Here is a 19,362-nt window from a genome sequence, read left to right on the forward strand (position 1 = left end):
TCGCAAGCAGGTAAACACAGGCTATTCCTTAATATCCTTTTGTTTGGGAAACTCCGTTTTCCCATTTACTTACTGCAGGAATAGAAACATTTAAATAATTAGCTACCTGTTCTTGAGTATAGCCTAGTGCGTTTCTTTTTTCTTTTATTATTTCATTTATTTTCACTTTCATCACCTGTAAATATCATATCACAGATATTTATAGAAACAATTGCACGATAGTTAACTTTTCATTAATATATTTTACCTATAGTTAAATTTTAAATCTTTGTATTTATGTACCCTGTCACCAAAAACGAATTTTATTAGATAAATAAACTATAAAAACAGTTAACATCAGCAATAAATATTATTTAATTTGTGTCATAATTGCAACTTCCTTAACATTAATAGTTAATCCTTTTGATTATATTTTTCGATCCATGATTCAAACTCCTCGATTGGTAAGGGTTTTGAGTAAAAATAACCTTGTATCATATCACAGTGAACTTCTTTAATAAATTCTAATTGTTCAAAGGTTTCAATCCCTTCAGCAACTACAGATATATCAATTTTATGCGAAAGTTCTACTGTGGAAGTAATTACATCTTTAACTTTTGGATTGTTAATATCTTTAAAAAATTTCCGGTCAAGTTTAATAGCATCTACATCAAATTCCATTAGTAAGCCTAAAGACGAATATCCAGCACCAAAATCATCTAAAGAACATAAAAATCCTAAGTGATGCATCTCTTTGATATAATCTTTTACATTTTCTATTCCTTGATCATCAAAGAAAATAGATTCTGTTAATTCTAATTCAATTGTTTTTTCAGGAATTTGGTATCTTTTAGCAATGTCTGCAAATACCTTCAAACAATTTGGTCGTTGAAAGTGTTGTCGAGATAAATTAACTGAAATTGGTAATATCTCTTTTCCAGATTTCTTCCAACAAGAAATAACTTTACAAATCTCTTCAAAAACATAAACATCAAGTTTACATATATTTCCATTTTCTTCAAATACAGGAATAAAATCAGATGGAAAAATCATTCCTTTATGAGGGTGATGCCATCGAACCAGTGCCTCAGCAGCTCCAACTTTATTATCTCTGGTATAAACCTTAGGTTGGAGATAAAGGTGAAAATCATGATTTTGTAACGAATTTTCAAACAAACCATTTAATTCTAATTCTTTTTCCCATTCTTTCATAATTGAAATATCATAGAACTTACATATACGATCTTCTAATGGGCTTCGATTTTGGCAAGCTAATTTAGCACGATCTTGAATAATTGTTATATCAAGAGAGGGATCATCAACAATATAAACCCCTGATTGTAAGACAAAATGAATAGGTATAGTCCGGTTTTGATTAAACAATACAACTTCTTCATCAACTTTTTTTAAAACCTTATCAATTACATGTAAAATTACATCTGGCTTACTTTCATTTAAACAAACGAAAAAATTATCCGCATCAGCACGCGCAACAAAACCTTTTTCTTTACAGCACACTTGCAAAATATGCATAATTTTACATAAAACATTATTCCCTTGTTCACTACCAAATTGCTCATTGATAAGTTTGAACTTTTTAACATCAAATAATATTACCGAATAAGTATTTGGGGGTGAATTAGGAATTAATGATTCGCACTTTAAGCGAAAAGCAATATTATTCATGCCACCAGTTATATTATCAATAAAAACTACTTTTTCCATTTGTTTATAATGTGATTTTTGACTCATAAACAATATCAAAAGAATGCTAATCAATAAAATAACAATCCCAATAATAACAATAAAAGTTTGACTCATATAGCTATTAATCTGAGAGGTTATAATATCACTAGGAATTAAGGTAAGCAAAACCCAATCATAACTATTCAGTGGATTGTATGATATAACTAAATCTGTTCCATCAACAGCAGTAAAATGAAATCTACCTGATTGTAGAGATTTCATATTTTTTTTCATTTCAAAAATATCCTGAGTTGTCTTACTACTAGGATTGTCCTGAAAAATTTTATCTAATTGCATAAAAGGTTCTAACTCAGTTGGTGAAATAATAACTTTACCTTCTTTATCAACAATACACGATAATCCCTGTTCAAAAAAGTTTTCGGATTGTATTAACGCCTGCATATTCTTTTTATCACGTATTCCACCTAAAACACCTATAACCTTTTCTTGATAAAAAATCGGTATAGAATACAAGATACTTTGTTCATCTAAAAAAGTAACACTATTATGACCATTTAATGATGCCTGAATCCCTGATAAACTATATATATATCTTGAGATAATGTTCGAGTTTCAAATACCCTATTTTTAGTATCTGCAATAATAATGGATGAAAAATCAAATAATTTTGATTTTCTCTCTAATAAATCTTTTAACTCGTTATAATTGCTCTCTTTTGATTCAATAATACTGTCACAAATCACTTTTAAATCCCTTATATCTTTGGCTAGGCGATTATCTATATCTTTTGCTAATTGAACAGAAACATCTGACACATAGCTTAATGTACTTTCATTGATTTCTTCTTCAAGAAGCAATATTTTCCATATCACTGTACCTGAAGCAAAAAACACTAATAAAGATAATATAATAAGCAAGACTTTTAACTTAAAAGGAATCTTAACATGCATTAATTTATTTGTTTGTGAAAACTTAGTCAATTTCTTTTTTAAAAACATTTCAAAACCTCTTAGTAAATTTAATTTACTAAGATTATATCATATGAATTATATCCCAACAATATAATAAATAGCTTTTATTTTTTGTAATAATATATGATATAACTGTTATCTTATTTATATACTATATCAATTAAATATACTGACTTTATTATAACAGTTATTATTCTTCAAAAAATAATTTCAAAATACTAAATGAAGGTTTATGAAAATACTATTTATAGAACAGCTTATTATAATTTTATCCATATTATTGATTATTTTATGTTTGCTGATGCCATTAAAAAATGATGGTATTTATCAAAAATTATTAAGATACCATAAAATATATGCAATAATATTACTTATATTTTCATTTGTTCATGGTTTATTAGCTGATAATAGATCTGCTATAATAACTGGAAAATTAAGTTTATTAGTTCTAATAATTTTATTTTTTCAGCTTTTTATCTAAATAACGATTCTTTAAAATGGAAAAAAATTCATATTAATCTATCAATAATATATACTACTATAGTTATAGTACATATATATAAAATTATTAATTTCAGTTTCAAATAATTAGCACAAGATTATTTTAATCTTTATCAACTAATCAAATAAAATAAATTCTAGATAATAAACTAATTCATGAAACATTTTAGTATTAAAACCATAACAATCACATTCTTCTCTTTCACCTTCCCAATCATTATTCAATTTATCTAATAATGATTGAATTTTATTTTCATGAATCTTAAATGTACAATAAAACTCACTATGTCCTTTTAAACCTTGATACTCACGTGCTGGTGAAATTGAAAATTCCGAATCAATTTGTAATAACCGCTGTTTAACTGTTTCAATATCTTCATCTTTTTCACTTGAAACGATAACATGTAATCTCGCTAACATAACATTCCTGCCCTCTATATTTTTTATTTTACCAAACGGGCATTGCCAAATGGTTTAATTATTTTCCCCTCAACAAACAAACCACCATCATTAGCAATTGTATATGTTGGAAGTCCTTTTTCTTTAATTACTCTTTTGATACCCTGATCTTGAATTTGACTATGACAATAATGAACTTCAATCTCAAAACCACTAACTAAACCTAACCCTTTTTGATATTGATAGAAAGAGTAATCATCATCTGGTGTTATATGATAATGATCTATTTGAATCATCGCTCCAGCACTAGCACCTATAATCAAAGCATCACTTTGCTTAATTATAATATCCAGATTAAATTCCTGCAATCTATCAAGATATTGATCAGGTAGACCTCCGGTTAAAAATATGACATCTGCAGATAACACCTTTCTATATGCAGTTTCTAAATCATCTCTAAAGTAATCTACAAACTCAATATCTTTTATTCCATAAAAATGAAAAGGTCTTAAAATATAGGGAATATGTTTCCCGAATTTACCATAATGTAAATCATACTCAACAAGTGTTTTAACTTCTTTTCTATCAAAGGAAAATGGAATTACTACCACTTTCATATTTTCTTGAAGTAGAGGTTTCATTACATCTTGAGCCCATTTTTCATGAAAATCATATGAACTTAATAAAATATTCATCATTTATCTCCTCTTTATATAATTTTAATAACTAAAAATAAATTTATTTTATAAATAATATACAAAATTAAAAAATAATCAAAAACTACTTATCAATCTTGATCATAATCTGTGTAATATAGTCTTCTTGACTTGAAATTACAAACTCATTTAACCCCAACTCATATGCATATCCTACTAATTTTAAATCATTATTTTTAGCAAAAGCTATCATTTTTTCGTACATAGCTGGTATCTTATCCCATGTTCCTTTTTGATAACCACATAAATATGTTCCTTCTGGCTTTATATAAACCTTTTCATATGATAAACAATTTAAAGCCGGCGTATAAACTCCATCATATAATTCGAAATCTTTATTCATAACTTTTTCAAGTGAAATCATCCCCCCTACTCCCATTTGAATTTGTTCTAAACTCCATATATTTTTTATATAATCAAATAGACTTGATACATTATCTTCTACAAAACTATAAGGAATGATAGAGATTTTTTCTTCTTTACAATCAACTACTTTTATTTCCTGTTCCTGTAAACTATTACAAAAATTCACTTGCTTTTTCTTCGTCTGTAAAATCTTTTTAATATGCTTCAGTTTCCTAATTTGAATTTCAATTTCCTTTTCTTTAGTTTCTGCAATCTTTATAAACTTATCCGGACTAGGTTTTCTTAAATATAATTTAATCTCTTCTATACTCATATGCAAATCTTTTAACATCCTAATATATTCAAAATCTATACTTTGTGAAATCTCATAATATCTATAACCGTTCTCTCCTTTTGTACATGGAGAAAAAAGACCAATATCATCATAATAGTGTAATGTTCGTTTATTAACTTTGTGCATTTTAGCAAACTGTGCAGTTGTTAAAAGAACTGAATTTTTTTTCATTTCTTGATCTCCTTATTGACTTTACAGTTACTGTATACTTTATTGTATAAGTTATTCAAACAAAAAACAAGGAGAATAAGATATGCAATTAAAATTAAGGGAATATCAAGATCAAGATTTTAATGAATTGGAGAAAATTATTAGGGAAACATGGCACTATGATGAATTTAGCAGTTATAAAACTGCTGCAAAATTAGCTCAAGTATTTTTAAGCAGTTGTTTAACAAACTATACTTTTTCACAAGTTGCGGTTTTAAAGGGAAAAGTAGTGGGAATTATTTTAGCAAAAAATATGAAACAACACAAATGCCCTTTAAAACACCGAATAAAACAATTTTCTGCCATTTTATCATTATATCTTTTAAAAGAAGGAAGAAAAGTATTAAAAATTTTTGAAAATGCCAGTAAAATAGATAAACAACTTTTAAAAACTTGTAATATACCATATTCAGCAGAACTATCATTATTTGTAGTTAGCAGTTCATGTAGAGGGTTGGGTATTGGTAAAAAATTATTTCTATCTACTATTGAATATATGAAAACTCAGAAGATGGATAATTTTTATTTATTTACTGATACAAGTTGCAATTATGGTTTTTATGAACATCAAGGAATGATACGTCGTTGTGAAAAAGAGTATAATTTTAATATCAATAATCAACTTGCAAAAATGAAGTTTTTTATATATGACTATTCATACAATATTAAACAACAATAAACCGACAAAAAATTTTGTCGGTTTATTTTTTATTCAGTTATAATTGCACTTTCTACAATTATACGACTAGCTTTAACTCGATTAAAATCATGTCTTAAGCTTTCTGGTTTTATTTGTTGTAATACTTCCTCTTTAGAAACTTTATTATATGATGCAATTGATTCTACTTGTTGATCAACTTCTTCATCACTTGTTTCAATATTTTCTACATTTATGATTTCATCAATAATCGCTTCAAAAATAGCCTGTTGTTTAGCTGATGGTTCAATTTGTTGATGAAAAGCAGCTTCATCCACTCCCATCATTTGAAGATATTGTTCTAATTGCATTCCTTGTTGAGCTAATTGCATACTAATATGTTGAATATGTTTTTCTAAAGCTTTTTGTAATTCACTATCATCAATTTCAACATCACTATCTGCTAGAATTTTATCAAAGATAGCTGTTTCAGTTTGAGCTTGATATGCACGGTCATGTTGAGCTTGAATATTAGCCTTCATATTTTCGTGTAAATCAGCCACAGTTTTCATTTCAGGTACATTTAATGATACAACAAATTCATCATTTAATTCCGCTTCTTTTTTTGTTTCAATCTTATGAACAGTTACCTTAAAAACCACATCAGCTCCGGCTAAATCTGGAGCACCATAGTTTTCAGGGAAAGTAAGATTTAATTCACGTGTTTCGCCTTTTTTCATTCCAATCATTTGGTCTTCGAAACCTGGTATAAATTGTCCTGAGCCAATTTCTAACTGATGACCTTCGGCTTTACCACCATCAAATGCTACACCATCTTTAAATCCTTCAAAATCAATAGTTGTAACATCACCGTGACTAACTTCTCCTTCTTTTTCTTCAAGAATTGTGTTTTGAGCTAGGAAAGCTTTTATTTGATTATCAATTTCTTCTTGTGTTACTGCTTTTTTGCTTACTTTTACTTCGACACCTTTGTATTGTCCTAATTTATTAATTTTACTCATGATTTATTTCCTTTCTATATGAGGTCTACTAATTGTAACATAATTATTATTGTTTAGGCAATTTCTAATCCTATATATCTTATAATAATTATCCATTTATTTCTATTAAAAGTATTTTAACAATAAAAATAAAATCATCAACTATAAAAGTCTATACCTTTTTAGCTAAAACACATATTGTTTGACTAGACTTATTATATTCTAATCCAGATATATCTCCGTAAAATTTTATATTTGTAAACCCTGCTTGTTTTAAATCTTCTTCTAATTCCTCGATTGTAAAAGTATGTTCCCAAACATTATAATTAGTAATTTCTCCATCTTCTGTAACAATCGTATATTGGTTTAAGAAGGTATTATCTTCATCGTATCGATAAAATGAATTTAATGATAGACATAAATTTTCATGCCAAAATCCATTATCAGCAATTTCAAATTCTTTTGTTTCTTTCATTCCTTGATATTTTAATGGAGTATATACATCAAAAAGTAATCCTCCTCCTTCATTTAATATTACAAATATTCTTTTTAATAATTTTTTTCTTGTTTCTGTTGGCAACACTCCAAAATCGCAATAAATTAATGTTATTAGATCATAGTGATTATTAAAATCAATTTGATTATAGTTTCCTAATATATATTCAATTTGCATATTATTATTTAAAGCTACACTTTTTGCATAGTCTAGAGATCTTTTGGATATATCCATTCCTGTAACACAATATCCTTTTTTATAAAATAATTCAGCATAAACACCTGGACCACATCCTAAATCTAATAACTTTTGATATTTATTTGGTGGCAGTATAGAACAAATCCAGTCAACTGATTTTTTAATAAAATCAATCTTACGCGTTGCTGAATCCAAACTCTCATTTAAATGTGCTTCAAGCATACCTTTAGATATATAATTATCGGTCCAAATACTATTAGTTTGTTCATATAAATCAGGTTTTTTATTTAAAATTCTTAATAACTTTTTCATAGTAATCCTGTCCTTCCTATTCTATTAATCACAATAACTAAAAAACTGTGGGGTACTCCACAGTTATATTGTACATATATGTGGCAATCTATAAATAATCATCTTGGCACAATAATAAAAACCTCTTTAAAAAAGCTATCTATGCTCTTTTGATTATTTAAGTTTTCCACCATTCACTTACGTTACTGATCATGCAACAATAAGTGCACCAGACAAAATCAACTCTTTTAATAGTTATCGTAATTTAATTATAACTTAAAATCTTATATACTTCAATCATAGATGTTTTTTTGATTAGTAAGAATATTTCTTTAGTATTTGTACAAATCAATGGATGATCATCATTATCAAACACATCCATCCTGGCAGCATTTATTATTTTTATCATTGTTTGATATTCTTTTACAAAATATTTTCAACACATTTTATCTGCTTTACTACCAATAAGCAATATTGGTAGCTCTAGATTCTTGATATTTTTAAAATACTATGATTTAAAATGACTTTAAAATCTTGTTGATACATTGGCAGCAAAAAACTCAAACATCTTTGATGAAGCAGTATTTCCATGTAATATACAATTGGTTTTCCTTGTCCAATTTCATAATAATATATTTTTTACTAATAAATTAAGAAATTTACTACTTCTAGTTATGCATACTCATTTTATTATTCAACAATTGACTGCTAACGATCATTAGCCTATAATAATTATATAAGCTAACGTTTATTAGCCAAGGAGAGAAGATAATGAAATCAACAAAAGAAAAAATACTTATAGCAGCATTAACACTTTTTTCAGAGAATGGTTATGAATCAGTTAGTGTTAATCAGATTGCTTTAGCAGTAGGAATTAAAGCTCCCTCACTTTATAAACATTATAAAAGCAAAAAAGATATTTTTAATGCTATTATTGTAAATATGCAAGACAGATATTTAGAGTTTGCTAAGGGACTAGAAATGAATGGTATTTTACCTGAACAAGATAAAGAACGTTTTATTAATATTAGTGAAATTGAGTTAATAAGTCTTGGAAAAAATATGTTTATATATTTTCTACATGATGAGTTTCAAAGTAAATTTAGAAAAATGCTTACTATTGAACAGTTTAAAAACAAAGAACTTGCTAGTGAGTATATTAAACAATATTTTGATGATTCTTTGTCATATCAACAGTTTATCTTTGAAATGTTGAGTCGACAAAATATCTTGATAAATGAAGATTCAGCAATTACTGCTTTACATTTTTATGGGCCAATTTATTTTCTCATCTCATTATGTGACGCTTGTCCAGAACGTGAAAAGGAAGCCCTTGAAACATTAGAGAAACACATTCAGCAATTTAATCGATTATACACTAATTTTAACTAGATGGGAGTTATGATATGAAAACACTAATTATTTATTCATCTAAATATGGTTGTACAAAAAAATGTGCTGAACTCTTAGATATGGGGAAAATAGGAAAAGATATTACCCGCTTTTATAGAAAAATCATGCATTCTTTATTGCAAATAAAAGTTATTCTTTTTGCATCACATTATCCCCCTAAAGATACCAAAGGCTTTTTTACTACAATATTTGATTATAAATTACTAAACCATGTCCTTTATGTAACAACAGTTGGTAGAGAAATGGATTATAGTAAAATGAATTATTTGTATCGAAAGATGTTTGAATTATTAAACAAAATTAATGATTTAAAAAAAGGATTCATTGAACCAACAATAGATATCGAAGAAATAAAAAATACTGCAAAGCTTGTCAAACAAAAAATAACATAATGAATCGAATTAGAGTGTTTACTAGTGGTTCACTATTAATTTTTTCTATCTATTGTCTTATTCTTAATCCCGACTTACCATTTTCCTTTCCTAATTGGGTATATATACTTACAACAATATATTTTTCTGTTTTTCCAATTAAAGATATGATATCAATCTGTAATTCAACATTATATAAAGGACGTCAGTTTTCAAAAAACTATGATCCTGATAACCAACTCGATAGAGCATTATTTTTAAATATAAAAAGAAAATATAATAAAAGAGCATTATATGCCCTTATATTCTGGATAATATTTTTATTAGTTCCTGGATTATTATATTTAACTGGAAAAATTGATCAAATTTGGATTTTCTTTTTCTTTACCTTATCTAATTTTTCAGTATTTTTTGCCATCTTTGGATGGTGTCCATTTAATTCTATTTTTATTAGACCAGACTGTTGTCTAGAATGTCGAATTTATAATTGGGATTCATTTTTTCAATACAGTTTTCTCATCTTTATTCCTAATTTTTGTACTATCCTGCTATTTTGCTTAGGCTTAGCATCAATGATCAAATGGGAATATATGCATTATAAATATCCTGAACATTTCTATAAGATTAGTAACAAACATATCACATGTGAAAATTGTGATTTAGATGGTTGTCGAAAACATAAAAAGAAATTATTTCATACAAATTTAAAACCAGAGTTTAAAAATAAAGATAACATTTTTTAACAAAATATCTCTTCAATAAATTCTTATTATTATATCTTATTAGTAACTTTTATTAGTAGTTTTTAAAATACTAACAGCTTGAAGTGCACCATTATTTGATATATCATTTTGAATTTCCTGATCAGATTTAGATTGTTGATAGATATATGCAATTTCATTATCAAGATATACTGCATAATTAATATCAGGATCATTCTTTTGAATGAGGTTATAACAATTATCAATACTTCTTTTTTCTAAAGTAACTGTATCATTAGATTCATATCCTTTCCTTTCAATATTATAGATTCCAAACTGTGCCGTTAAAAAATCTTTTTCTATTTCCAAAAATGTTACAAGAGAGAAACCCTTAGCATTAAAATATACATCTGAATAATAATTAATAGTTGTTGCAGTCTTATCATCTATATTTTCCAAATCAGGAATTTTAATATCTTTAGCTAGTTCTGGTAAATTTACAAAATCATAATCATGATAATCTATTTTAAAATCTTTTTGAAAATCTTCTATTAATGAAAGATAAGCTTTCATTGCTTCTTTTAATAATGGAATATTATCATATGTTATCTTATTATCTGTGCCTATGTTTAATTTTCCAATAGCTTCTGTCTTATTATTATTTTGATACTTTATTTCGTATTTCTTATATTCTTTATTTATAGATTCAATTATTAATTTTTGTTCTTTATCATTTTGATTTTTTATATAATGATATGAAATAGTTTTGTTATTATTATGATTTTGAAAAGAAAGCATTGTTGTATTAAATAAATTATCGTTTTTAATAGTCTTACGAATTGTTAATCCACGATGATTTTTATCTTTTGTAAGTGTTTTATCTTCAACATTAATTTGCCAGGTATCGTCACTATAGTTGTTGTTTTCTAATTTATCTTCTAATACATTAATTGTTGCTACCCAAAAGTCTTGATTATTATTTTCTTTTTGACACCCTGTTATCATTAGTACTAAAATCGTTCCTAATATAATTTTAATAATTTTCATTTTATGTTCTTCCTTTCTAATATTTACTATTATAACGAAACTAACTTTTATAAACAATAAAAATAAATTAATATACCATTCTCCTTAAATACGTTATAATAGTATATGTATAAACTATTGGAGGTAATAAAGATGCATTATATTTATGAATATAAATCACCTATTGGTGATATCACAATGGCAAGTGATGGAACATCATTGATTGGCTTATGGTTTAATGGACAAAAATATTTTGCGAACAATTTATCATCTAAACATGAATATAAAATATTACCTGTTTTTAAAGAAACAATTTTGTGGTTAGATACCTATTTTGATGGCAAAGTCCCTGATTTTATACCACAAATAAAATTAGAGGGTACCACTTTTCGTACTGAAATTTGGCAAATGCTTCTGGAGATACCATATGGTACTACATTAACATATGGTGATATTGCTAAAAATATGGCTGCAAAAAAAGAGTTAGTAAATATGTCAGCTCAAGCTGTTGGTGGAGCAGTTGGACACAATCCTATTTCTATTATTATTCCCTGCCATCGTTTATTAGGGAGTAACGGCAGCCTAACAGGTTATGCTGGCGGCATTGATAAAAAAATAGCTTTACTGAAACTAGAAGGTATTGATACAAATAAACTTATTATCCCCAAAAAAGGAACTGCACTTTAATATATAAAAAAGTTCATCTATCCTCTATCATATAAAATATAACTAAATAAAACACATAAAAACCTACACCTCGCAGGTTTTTATGTGTTTTATTTTATAATAATTTTTTACGTAATTCTTCCCCAGATTCAACATGCAGATAAGCTGGTGCAATATCAAAAACTGTTTTACAACCATATTGTCCTTCTTGGTGCATTCGATAAGCTGCTCGAGCATATGCTACTAACACACTTGAAGTGAATTCAGGATTTGAATCTAAAGTCAGTTTATACTCAATCACATTTTTATTTTCTTGTTTAAAACCAGTAGTGCCACTTCTTAATACTACTCCCCCATGAGGAATTCCTTGATGATTATGTAATAGTTCTTCTTCACTAATGAAATGAACAGTAGTATCATAATCAGCAAAGTAATTAGGCATAGTTTTAATTTCTTCTTCAATTCTCTTTAAATCAGCACCTTCCTCAGCAACAACAAAACATTCTCGGGTATGCTTTTGACGTGTTGATAAGATTGGATTTTCCCCATTACGAACACTTTGAAGAGCAGCTTCTACAGGAATTGTATACTGTCTAGCATCCTTAACCCCTTCAATTCTTCTGATTGCATCTGAATGCCCTTGACTTACACCCTTTCCCCAAAAAGTGTAATCTTGTCCTTGGGGCAAAATAGCTTGTCCATATAAACGGTTTAATGAAAATAATCCTGGATCCCAACCAACTGAGATAATACTAATATGCTTATTTTTTTTACTTGCTTGATCAACATTTGAAAAATGTTCAGGAATTTTTGCATGAGTATCGAAACTATCAACTACATTAAAATGTTCTGCCAATTCTACTGTTTGTTTAGGTAAATCATTAGCACTTCCACCACACAAAACAAGAACATCAATTTCATTTTTCATTTCATAAACCTTTTCCATGTTATAAACTGGAACATCGCTATGAGTCTTTACTGTATCTGGATCTCTTCTTGTAAAAACCCCTGCTAATTCCATATCTCGACTATGTAACACTGCACACTCAACCCCACGTCCTAGATTACCATAACCTACAATTCCAATTTTAATCATTTTATCACTCCTTTTATTTTTGTCTATTTTACCACTTTTTATTAGAAAAAACACGAATATGAAAATTTTATTACATCTATATATTTTTTTATTATTACAAAATTTTATATTTAGTATCTAAAAATCATATTTAAAATAAGTATTATAATATTAATACAAGATAAAAAAGTATCTGTAAATAAAAAACCAATATCTAGTTTTATACTACGATATTGGTATATAGTTATCTATTAACGACTTTGTATAATTTCAAAACTAGGATTAGTTATATTTAACGAGAAATCTTCTATTGTAATTCCTTTTATAAAAAAGTCAATTTCTTTAGTATCATTAAATGGAATATAATAACGAATACTTTTTAAATCGTCTTTTAAAATCGTATAATACACAGTCTCTGAATCCAATTGAATTTCATCACTAATTATTTGAACTCTAATACCTGGGCATCCATAACATATAGCTGGTAAGATTTTAGCATGTAACTTATATTTTCCACCAACCATCACAGGTTCCTTATATTTTACGCTAGTTCCATCCACTAATTTAATTTCTGTACCATTAGTAGATTCAACTACTGTAACAATTACATCATATAATCCCCTTTTCAGTTTAAAATCATATGAAATCAATAATTGACTATTTTTTTGATGTCTTAGAATTGTTTTTCCCACAACATTATTATTTCCGTTGTTTGGAATAAATTCTAATAAATAATCATACTCTTCATCGTAATCAATTTTAACAGCATTTGCAACTCTAACATCATCATGTTTACTTTCTACGTTTATTGATTTTATCATTTCCCAATTCTCCTTTATTTATTCCCTTCTATAATTAATAATATATTGATCTGAATCATAACTTCTTGTAGAGATAATAAAGAAAGAATTATCTCTATAGATATCATTATAAACTTTCAAAAGATTTTCATAATTGAGTGTTAATTCATTAATATCTTGATTATTATTTAAGCTAGGTGTTAGTAATAAATAAGAAATAATTGGCTGAATATTTGAAAAATTTTTATTGATCATTCCTAAATTATGTTTATATGGGACTTCATTTAAAACTGTATGATTTAAAAATAATTCTAATCGATTAGTTAGTGATTGGTTATTATTAATAATATTATTTACGAAGTTTATATCTATTTTCATTAAAACTTCTTCTACAGATTGATTAACTTTAAATGTCGGTAAATTATGCACATAAAGAGATTCTAGCGTACCACCATATTCACTAAGTGTTAATTCATCTAAAATGTTAGCATAATTACGATTTCTAGTTACTATATCATTTGTAATTTGTTTTAGAATAGTATCATTAGAAATATTTCTAATAATATTTCTAATGATTTCTTTTTCTTTATTTAAGATAGTAATTTTCTGATGAAAAAAATATTCATCATTTAGATATTTATTAACGTCTTTAATATTAGAATCAAAATAACTTTTTTCATTTAATTGAAATAATTGATTATCAACATTTTCAATTCTTTTAGTTAATACATTAATAATTTTTTCCCCCATCATAGAAGGATTAGGATCAATTGCTGTTGAAGCACTAATAATTTGTACAATAATCCTACGATAATTTTCATCATCAATATAAATATTATCATATAATTGAGAAACTAGATTTTTGATCACGTCTTCATCTTTCAACACATTATTGTAGATTGGCTGAATATCATGATTTTTTCTTTTTAAAATATTAAATCCTTTTTTTGTTTTAGTAAGTATCGGCTCTTGATATTTTAAAGGTACATATTGATAACTATCGTTAATATCAATTTTTAAAATATTATTAAACAAGTCATCTAAAACATAATTAACACTTTTATCCCAATTATCAATGTCAATCTGTTTGTCATCAATCTGTCTACCATATATTTCACGTAATAAACGACAAGTAATAAATTCTGAAATCTTTAAATAATGCAAATATAGCGATGTCCACTTATAACCAGTAGAAGAATCTTGAATCATAGTATAATCATCTCTAATCAAATTTAAAGCAATTAATTGAGTTTGTTTTGTGATTATTCGATCAACAAAAGGAATTTCAATATGAAAGATATTTTCCCATAATTTTTTTCCTTTTTCAACAAATGTAAATGCAGCCCCATAGTTTTCCTTCATCTTATTTTGATCAAACAGACCATAAAAAGCTTTTTTCGTCAAATCCAAGTCCAGAGACTCTAATTCTTCAAAAGCGCTTTTCAATTCCTCGATAAGTTTTAAACTTTCACAATTATAAAAAGAATCATCCATCATTGAAATAAATACAGTTTTAATATCATGATAACTTTTGCCTTTACTTGATACTTCAATAATTATATCTTTAATCATTTCAACAAACTTATTTCTAGTAATTGTAGAATCAACTTGTAATTCATATAAACTTGGCATCATACTAAAAGAAGTAGTAAATGCATCTTTTAAAGATACATTTACCCTATCATAAGTTTCCTGACCTAAATAAATTATAATTACAACAGGTACATTTATATAACCAGTATATTTTGAATTAGATATTTTGTTACAAAAAAGATTTATTTCCTTTTTTATATTTTCTTTATTTTCCATTTCATCCATTATAATGCTCCCTTTAAATCATGCTGGTTAATAATAATTTATAAAACCTTTGTAGATCATTTGCAGGATCAGGTTCTTCATAATTAATATCAGAAATTTGATAGTTATCTGCTACACCAACAGAATATGCCTCATCATTAATTTCTTCCCAATTAAATGGGTCTCCTAAATATTCATCACTTAAAATCATATTAATATGATCAATGTAACTTTTATAATCTACTTGATTATCACTTTCAATCAGCTTAATCGCTTGATCTTTGATTGATTCAATCCGACTAGTATCCATCTTAACAAATTTTTTAAATACATTATATAAATAATATTTTCTATCAAAAGATTTAGCAGTAGTTAAATTAATGGTTACTGGTTCTTTACCACTCATATAATTCCAAATATTATTTTGATCTGGATTTTTAGGTTTTACTAGACCTGCGCGTAAACAAAAAGCAAAAGTTTCTACATTATTAATAAATCTTTGTTTCTTATCTACTTCTCTTTTTATTTCAATGATCATATCTTTAACTTTTTGGAATTTTGGATTATTTTTTTCGATTATATCCATGTACTTAATAGATTTACGAACCCATTTATACATATCAGCTACTGATACAGGTAAATCTGAATATTTTTTTCTAATTTCTTCATCTTTGATATCTTTATCTAAATCCCTAATACTTAAATCAATGTCAGTATCTCCAACATTTACTAAAACAGGATTGATAATATAACCATGAGCCTCCATAAATTCTATTAAATTAATATCTTTTTTCTTTTTAATATGCTTATATAAAGCATCTTTAAATACCGTTTCATCTGGTTCTTTCACTATATCCATCAATTTCATTACCCCTAAATTAGTTGTAACATCAACATGTAGATCAATCGAATGTAATTCATCAATCCCCTTATCCACAGCCTCTTTAACTTCCATCAGCAATTTATAATCAGAATAATTTTCAATTGTCTTAGCAGCTTCATTTTTAGCAGAAATATCTTTAGCTATACTATCAATAGTATAAGGATTAGGGAAACGAGCCCAATTTTCCATGTTTTCATCCATGTGTCTTCCTGGTGTTGCATTAGAACAATATTGCTTATCAAAATCTTTCATTCCTTTTAAAATATACATTGGTAAATTAATGTAGCGTTGTGTAACAATAAATTTGTTTTTAGCATTACTTTTAACTGGTGTCTGGCCTTTTTCTAAAATCATTGTACTCAAGATATTAGATAATAACGGTGTATCAGTTAAGGTTCCAATATATATCTGTGAAGTGAACTCTTTAAAAGAAATACCTGTTGATTGAGCTAGGGTCTTTGCACCGGAATCTAAAGCATTATAGATTTCCCTAGCAGCACTAGTTAAAGCTTCAATTTTAGGTGATCCAGAATCGTTATTAGACCATATGGCATCTAGTTCTTTAGCAGTAATATCCTGATCGTTATAGGCAACAGTCACAAATTTTTCAATAATATCAGTTTTCATATTATTATGAATCAAGCATTGATCCATTAGTCCTCGAACTTCACCAACAACATCAAAATTATCTTCATTTTTTTGTGCAATCCATTTTTCTCGATTATCACGCATCGACTTAATAAAATTTTGGGCTAATTCTTGAACAGAAATTTGTGAAATAAAGTTCTCCAAATATTTTTCTAAACGTTTTGCTTTATCTTGACCACTGGCTAAAATATTTACTGAATAAGTAGTCGTATGTCCAATCGTTTCAATATTACTTTTAGTAAAATATTGACCATCTTCATTAAGGATTCTTTGAATTTCTGTTAAAACAGATGTATAAACCTCAAATAATTCGTTATTCAAATTATTCATCTCAACTGAAATATTATGTAATCCATCAGCAATTAACTCATATAGATAAGCATCTATTTCTGTAATTACAGCTAGTTTCGCACATGCTTCTTTATATGCATTCATTTCGTTTTTACCAGCAAAGAGTCCGATTGCTTTATTAGCTAATTCAGTAATTTTTTGTTGTCCACCATTTGCAAAAGTATTTCTAGCTTTTTTAGCTTGTTTTTTAAACTGATTACTTAGATTTAAAAGCTGCTCTTCAATTCCACAAAAAGGTTCTTCAGGATTTCCTACTGTTAATTCGACTGCTTGGTGTTTAATTGCTTTTAATGCAACATATGGCCCATATGTATTAAATATTATATCTACTTGTTTAGTTAACTCATCAAACAATCTTGCTTCAAACTGATTACGATATGTACCAGTAAGTTTTTGAGAATAATAACTAGCAAGATTTACAGCTAAGTTATACCCATACATCAAATTATCTTTAAGCATATTCTTTCTAATAACATCATCGATAATAATATTCCGTCTGATTGGGTCATCAGGATTAAGGTTAACAACATACTGTCTTACCGATACAATATTATCAATGCTTGATGCCGAATATACTCCATCCATCATTTTTTGATCAATATTTTTAAAATTCATGAATTCTTTAAGTACATTTTCATAAATTTTATTTACACAATATGCTAATATTTCTTCTCTAGGAATCTTGATAGCATTATAACCAAGCACCTGATATTTATATGATGCATAGCGATGAAAATCTTTTCTATTAGGATGGTTGATAAACCATGCATTTAATAATGCTGACTCATTACTTAAGATAGATTCCGCTAATTGAACTGGCTGACCACAGGTATCAACAAATGAAATATCTGTCAACATATCCATTAATTGGTCTGTTAAACGTCCCATCGTAACATCTAACTGATTAATTCCACCAGACTCCGAATAACCAGAAACTAAGGTACATGTTGAAAATAAGTTTTTGTTTGAATCAACTTCACCTACTCCTAATTTTAAACTATAATTACTACCAGTCTCTTCAACATTCATAAAATAATCAATTTCTTTTAAAGCAGCATATCCGTTTGTTTGTAAATTAAGCTTGATATTTTCATTTCCTTTGATTCCTTCTACCTCAAACTGTGCATCGGGTGTATAGATATAGCCGGCAAGTGTATATTTAACAAAACCTAATTTTTCAAAAATATCATGGATCATATAAGAAATATCAATAATTGTCCCCGAACCAGTTCCCCCAGATACCCCAGCTACAATTATTACATCAACATTTCCCCCAAAACTATTAGCTTTAATAATAGCGTCATTGATTACTGTATAAAATTTTGTTCTAATACTATTATATACAATATCATTAACTAACATTGCTCTACCTATCTGACGTTTTTGCTGAGCACCATCGTTTTTTAAGGGTTTTCCAATTAAGCTTGGGTGTAACCAATTTTTGATATTTTGGGGAATTGACTCTTTGTGTAGTAATTTATGAATAATAGGATCATATAGTGCTAATATTTCATTAGTATCAATATTAGCATTAGGATTAGCATTTTTAGTACCATCACTTTTAATTTTAGAGATATTATTAGTTTCATTTACGTCTGTATCTAAAACTCTAAAGAAAACATTGTCTGAATCTCCTATTTCTTTTTCAAATTTACCTTTTAACATATTAACTGTTTTGTTACCTAATCCCCCTAAACCAATGATTATTGTTGGTGTGGGTTTAACATGAGATTTTTCTGAAACAAATGCAACTCCACTTTTGTTGAGTTCTAGATCTTTTAGTTTTTCTTTTTTATTTTGACTTAGTGGCATATTATTTTCTCAC

19 protein-coding genes are annotated in these 19,362 nt (G+C 27.1%); 5 read left to right on the forward strand and 14 right to left on the reverse strand.

Going from position 1 to position 19,362, the window contains the following annotated elements; all coding sequences use genetic code 11:
* Window positions 1-28: 28 nt before the first annotated feature.
* The 6 genes from ACLR9T_RS01570 to ACLR9T_RS01595 all read right to left on the reverse strand — a co-directional run bounded on the left by ACLR9T_RS01570 (window position 29) and on the right by ACLR9T_RS01595 (window position 5,144).
* Window positions 29-172 carry a helix-turn-helix transcriptional regulator gene (locus ACLR9T_RS01570; RefSeq protein ID WP_413107778.1) on the reverse strand — a complete coding sequence of 48 codons (144 nt, stop codon included), beginning with the start codon at window positions 170-172 and terminating at the stop codon, window positions 29-31.
* Between the two features lie 221 nt (window positions 173-393).
* Entirely contained in the window at window positions 394-2,127 is a 1,734-nt protein-coding gene (locus ACLR9T_RS01575) for an EAL domain-containing protein (protein WP_413107779.1), read from the reverse strand.
* Window positions 2,128-2,240: 113 nt separating this feature from the next.
* The gene (locus ACLR9T_RS01580) at window positions 2,241-2,684 is read right to left on the reverse strand and encodes a hypothetical protein (RefSeq protein WP_413107780.1); all 444 of its coding nucleotides are present in this window, start codon (window positions 2,682-2,684) and stop codon (window positions 2,241-2,243) included.
* A gap of 591 nt (window positions 2,685-3,275) precedes the next feature.
* Window positions 3,276-3,578: a hypothetical protein gene (locus ACLR9T_RS01585; protein ID WP_413107781.1), complete on the reverse strand. Its 303-nt coding sequence runs from the start codon at window positions 3,576-3,578 to the stop codon at window positions 3,276-3,278.
* A 23-nt stretch (window positions 3,579-3,601) separates the two neighbouring features.
* The gene (locus ACLR9T_RS01590; RefSeq protein WP_413107782.1) at window positions 3,602-4,252 is read right to left on the reverse strand and encodes a Type 1 glutamine amidotransferase-like domain-containing protein; all 651 of its coding nucleotides are present in this window, start codon (window positions 4,250-4,252) and stop codon (window positions 3,602-3,604) included.
* Between the two features lie 85 nt (window positions 4,253-4,337).
* Entirely contained in the window at window positions 4,338-5,144 is an 807-nt protein-coding gene (locus tag ACLR9T_RS01595) for a MerR family transcriptional regulator (protein ID WP_413107783.1), read from the reverse strand.
* Window positions 5,145-5,226: 82 nt separating this feature from the next.
* Here ACLR9T_RS01595 and ACLR9T_RS01600 point away from each other — a divergent pair, with 82 nt between their 5' ends.
* A complete protein-coding gene (locus ACLR9T_RS01600) occupies window positions 5,227-5,862 on the forward strand; it encodes a GNAT family N-acetyltransferase (RefSeq protein ID WP_413107784.1) in 636 nt (211 codons plus the stop codon).
* Between the two features lie 29 nt (window positions 5,863-5,891).
* On the opposite strand, the gene tig is transcribed toward ACLR9T_RS01600, so the two are convergent.
* The 3 genes from tig to ACLR9T_RS01615 form a co-directional block, all read right to left on the reverse strand.
* A complete protein-coding gene (gene tig, locus ACLR9T_RS01605) occupies window positions 5,892-6,842 on the reverse strand; it encodes a trigger factor (RefSeq protein ID WP_413107785.1) in 951 nt (316 codons plus the stop codon).
* A gap of 151 nt (window positions 6,843-6,993) precedes the next feature.
* Entirely contained in the window at window positions 6,994-7,827 is an 834-nt protein-coding gene (locus ACLR9T_RS01610) for a methyltransferase domain-containing protein (RefSeq protein ID WP_413107786.1), read from the reverse strand.
* 244 nt (window positions 7,828-8,071) lie between these two features.
* A complete protein-coding gene (locus tag ACLR9T_RS01615; protein WP_413107787.1) occupies window positions 8,072-8,215 on the reverse strand; it encodes a hypothetical protein in 144 nt (47 codons plus the stop codon).
* 362 nt (window positions 8,216-8,577) lie between these two features.
* Here ACLR9T_RS01615 and ACLR9T_RS01620 point away from each other — a divergent pair, with 362 nt between their 5' ends.
* From ACLR9T_RS01620 to ACLR9T_RS01630, 3 genes are read left to right on the forward strand one after another with little or no spacing between them, the layout of a single operon-like run.
* Window positions 8,578-9,198: a TetR/AcrR family transcriptional regulator gene (locus ACLR9T_RS01620; protein ID WP_413107788.1), complete on the forward strand. Its 621-nt coding sequence runs from the start codon at window positions 8,578-8,580 to the stop codon at window positions 9,196-9,198.
* Between the two features lie 14 nt (window positions 9,199-9,212).
* Window positions 9,213-9,611 (forward strand): hypothetical protein, encoded by a 399-nt coding sequence (locus ACLR9T_RS01625; protein WP_413107789.1) that lies wholly within the window; start codon window positions 9,213-9,215, stop codon window positions 9,609-9,611.
* Window positions 9,611-10,333 (forward strand): hypothetical protein, encoded by a 723-nt coding sequence (locus tag ACLR9T_RS01630; RefSeq protein WP_413107790.1) that lies wholly within the window; start codon window positions 9,611-9,613, stop codon window positions 10,331-10,333. The genes ACLR9T_RS01625 and ACLR9T_RS01630 overlap by 1 nt, the downstream gene beginning before the upstream one ends.
* A 39-nt stretch (window positions 10,334-10,372) precedes the next feature.
* Here the strand turns inward: ACLR9T_RS01630 and ACLR9T_RS01635 are convergent, their stop codons facing one another.
* Window positions 10,373-11,338, reverse strand: a complete 966-nt coding sequence (locus ACLR9T_RS01635; protein ID WP_413107791.1) for a hypothetical protein — start codon at window positions 11,336-11,338, stop codon at window positions 10,373-10,375.
* Window positions 11,339-11,470: 132 nt separating this feature from the next.
* Here ACLR9T_RS01635 and ACLR9T_RS01640 point away from each other — a divergent pair, with 132 nt between their 5' ends.
* Window positions 11,471-12,004 carry a methylated-DNA--[protein]-cysteine S-methyltransferase gene (locus ACLR9T_RS01640; protein WP_413107792.1) on the forward strand — a complete coding sequence of 178 codons (534 nt, stop codon included), beginning with the start codon at window positions 11,471-11,473 and terminating at the stop codon, window positions 12,002-12,004.
* 94 nt (window positions 12,005-12,098) lie between these two features.
* Here ACLR9T_RS01640 and ACLR9T_RS01645 read toward each other — a convergent pair whose 3' ends face one another.
* The 4 genes from ACLR9T_RS01645 to ACLR9T_RS01660 form a co-directional block, all read right to left on the reverse strand.
* Entirely contained in the window at window positions 12,099-13,079 is a 981-nt protein-coding gene (locus tag ACLR9T_RS01645) for a diaminopimelate dehydrogenase (protein ID WP_413107793.1), read from the reverse strand.
* 230 nt (window positions 13,080-13,309) lie between these two features.
* Complete coding sequence (locus ACLR9T_RS01650; protein ID WP_413107794.1) at window positions 13,310-13,879, reverse strand: hypothetical protein; 570 nt, start codon at window positions 13,877-13,879, stop codon at window positions 13,310-13,312.
* An 18-nt stretch (window positions 13,880-13,897) separates the two neighbouring features.
* Window positions 13,898-15,676 carry a hypothetical protein gene (locus ACLR9T_RS01655; RefSeq protein WP_413107795.1) on the reverse strand — a complete coding sequence of 593 codons (1,779 nt, stop codon included), beginning with the start codon at window positions 15,674-15,676 and terminating at the stop codon, window positions 13,898-13,900.
* 13 nt (window positions 15,677-15,689) lie between these two features.
* Complete coding sequence (locus ACLR9T_RS01660; RefSeq protein WP_413107796.1) at window positions 15,690-19,349, reverse strand: tubulin-like doman-containing protein; 3,660 nt, start codon at window positions 19,347-19,349, stop codon at window positions 15,690-15,692.
* Window positions 19,350-19,362 lie beyond the last annotated feature (13 nt).

It is taken from the genome of Thomasclavelia sp., assembly GCF_047249845.1.
GTDB lineage: Bacteria > Bacillota_I > Bacilli_A > Erysipelotrichales > Coprobacillaceae > Thomasclavelia.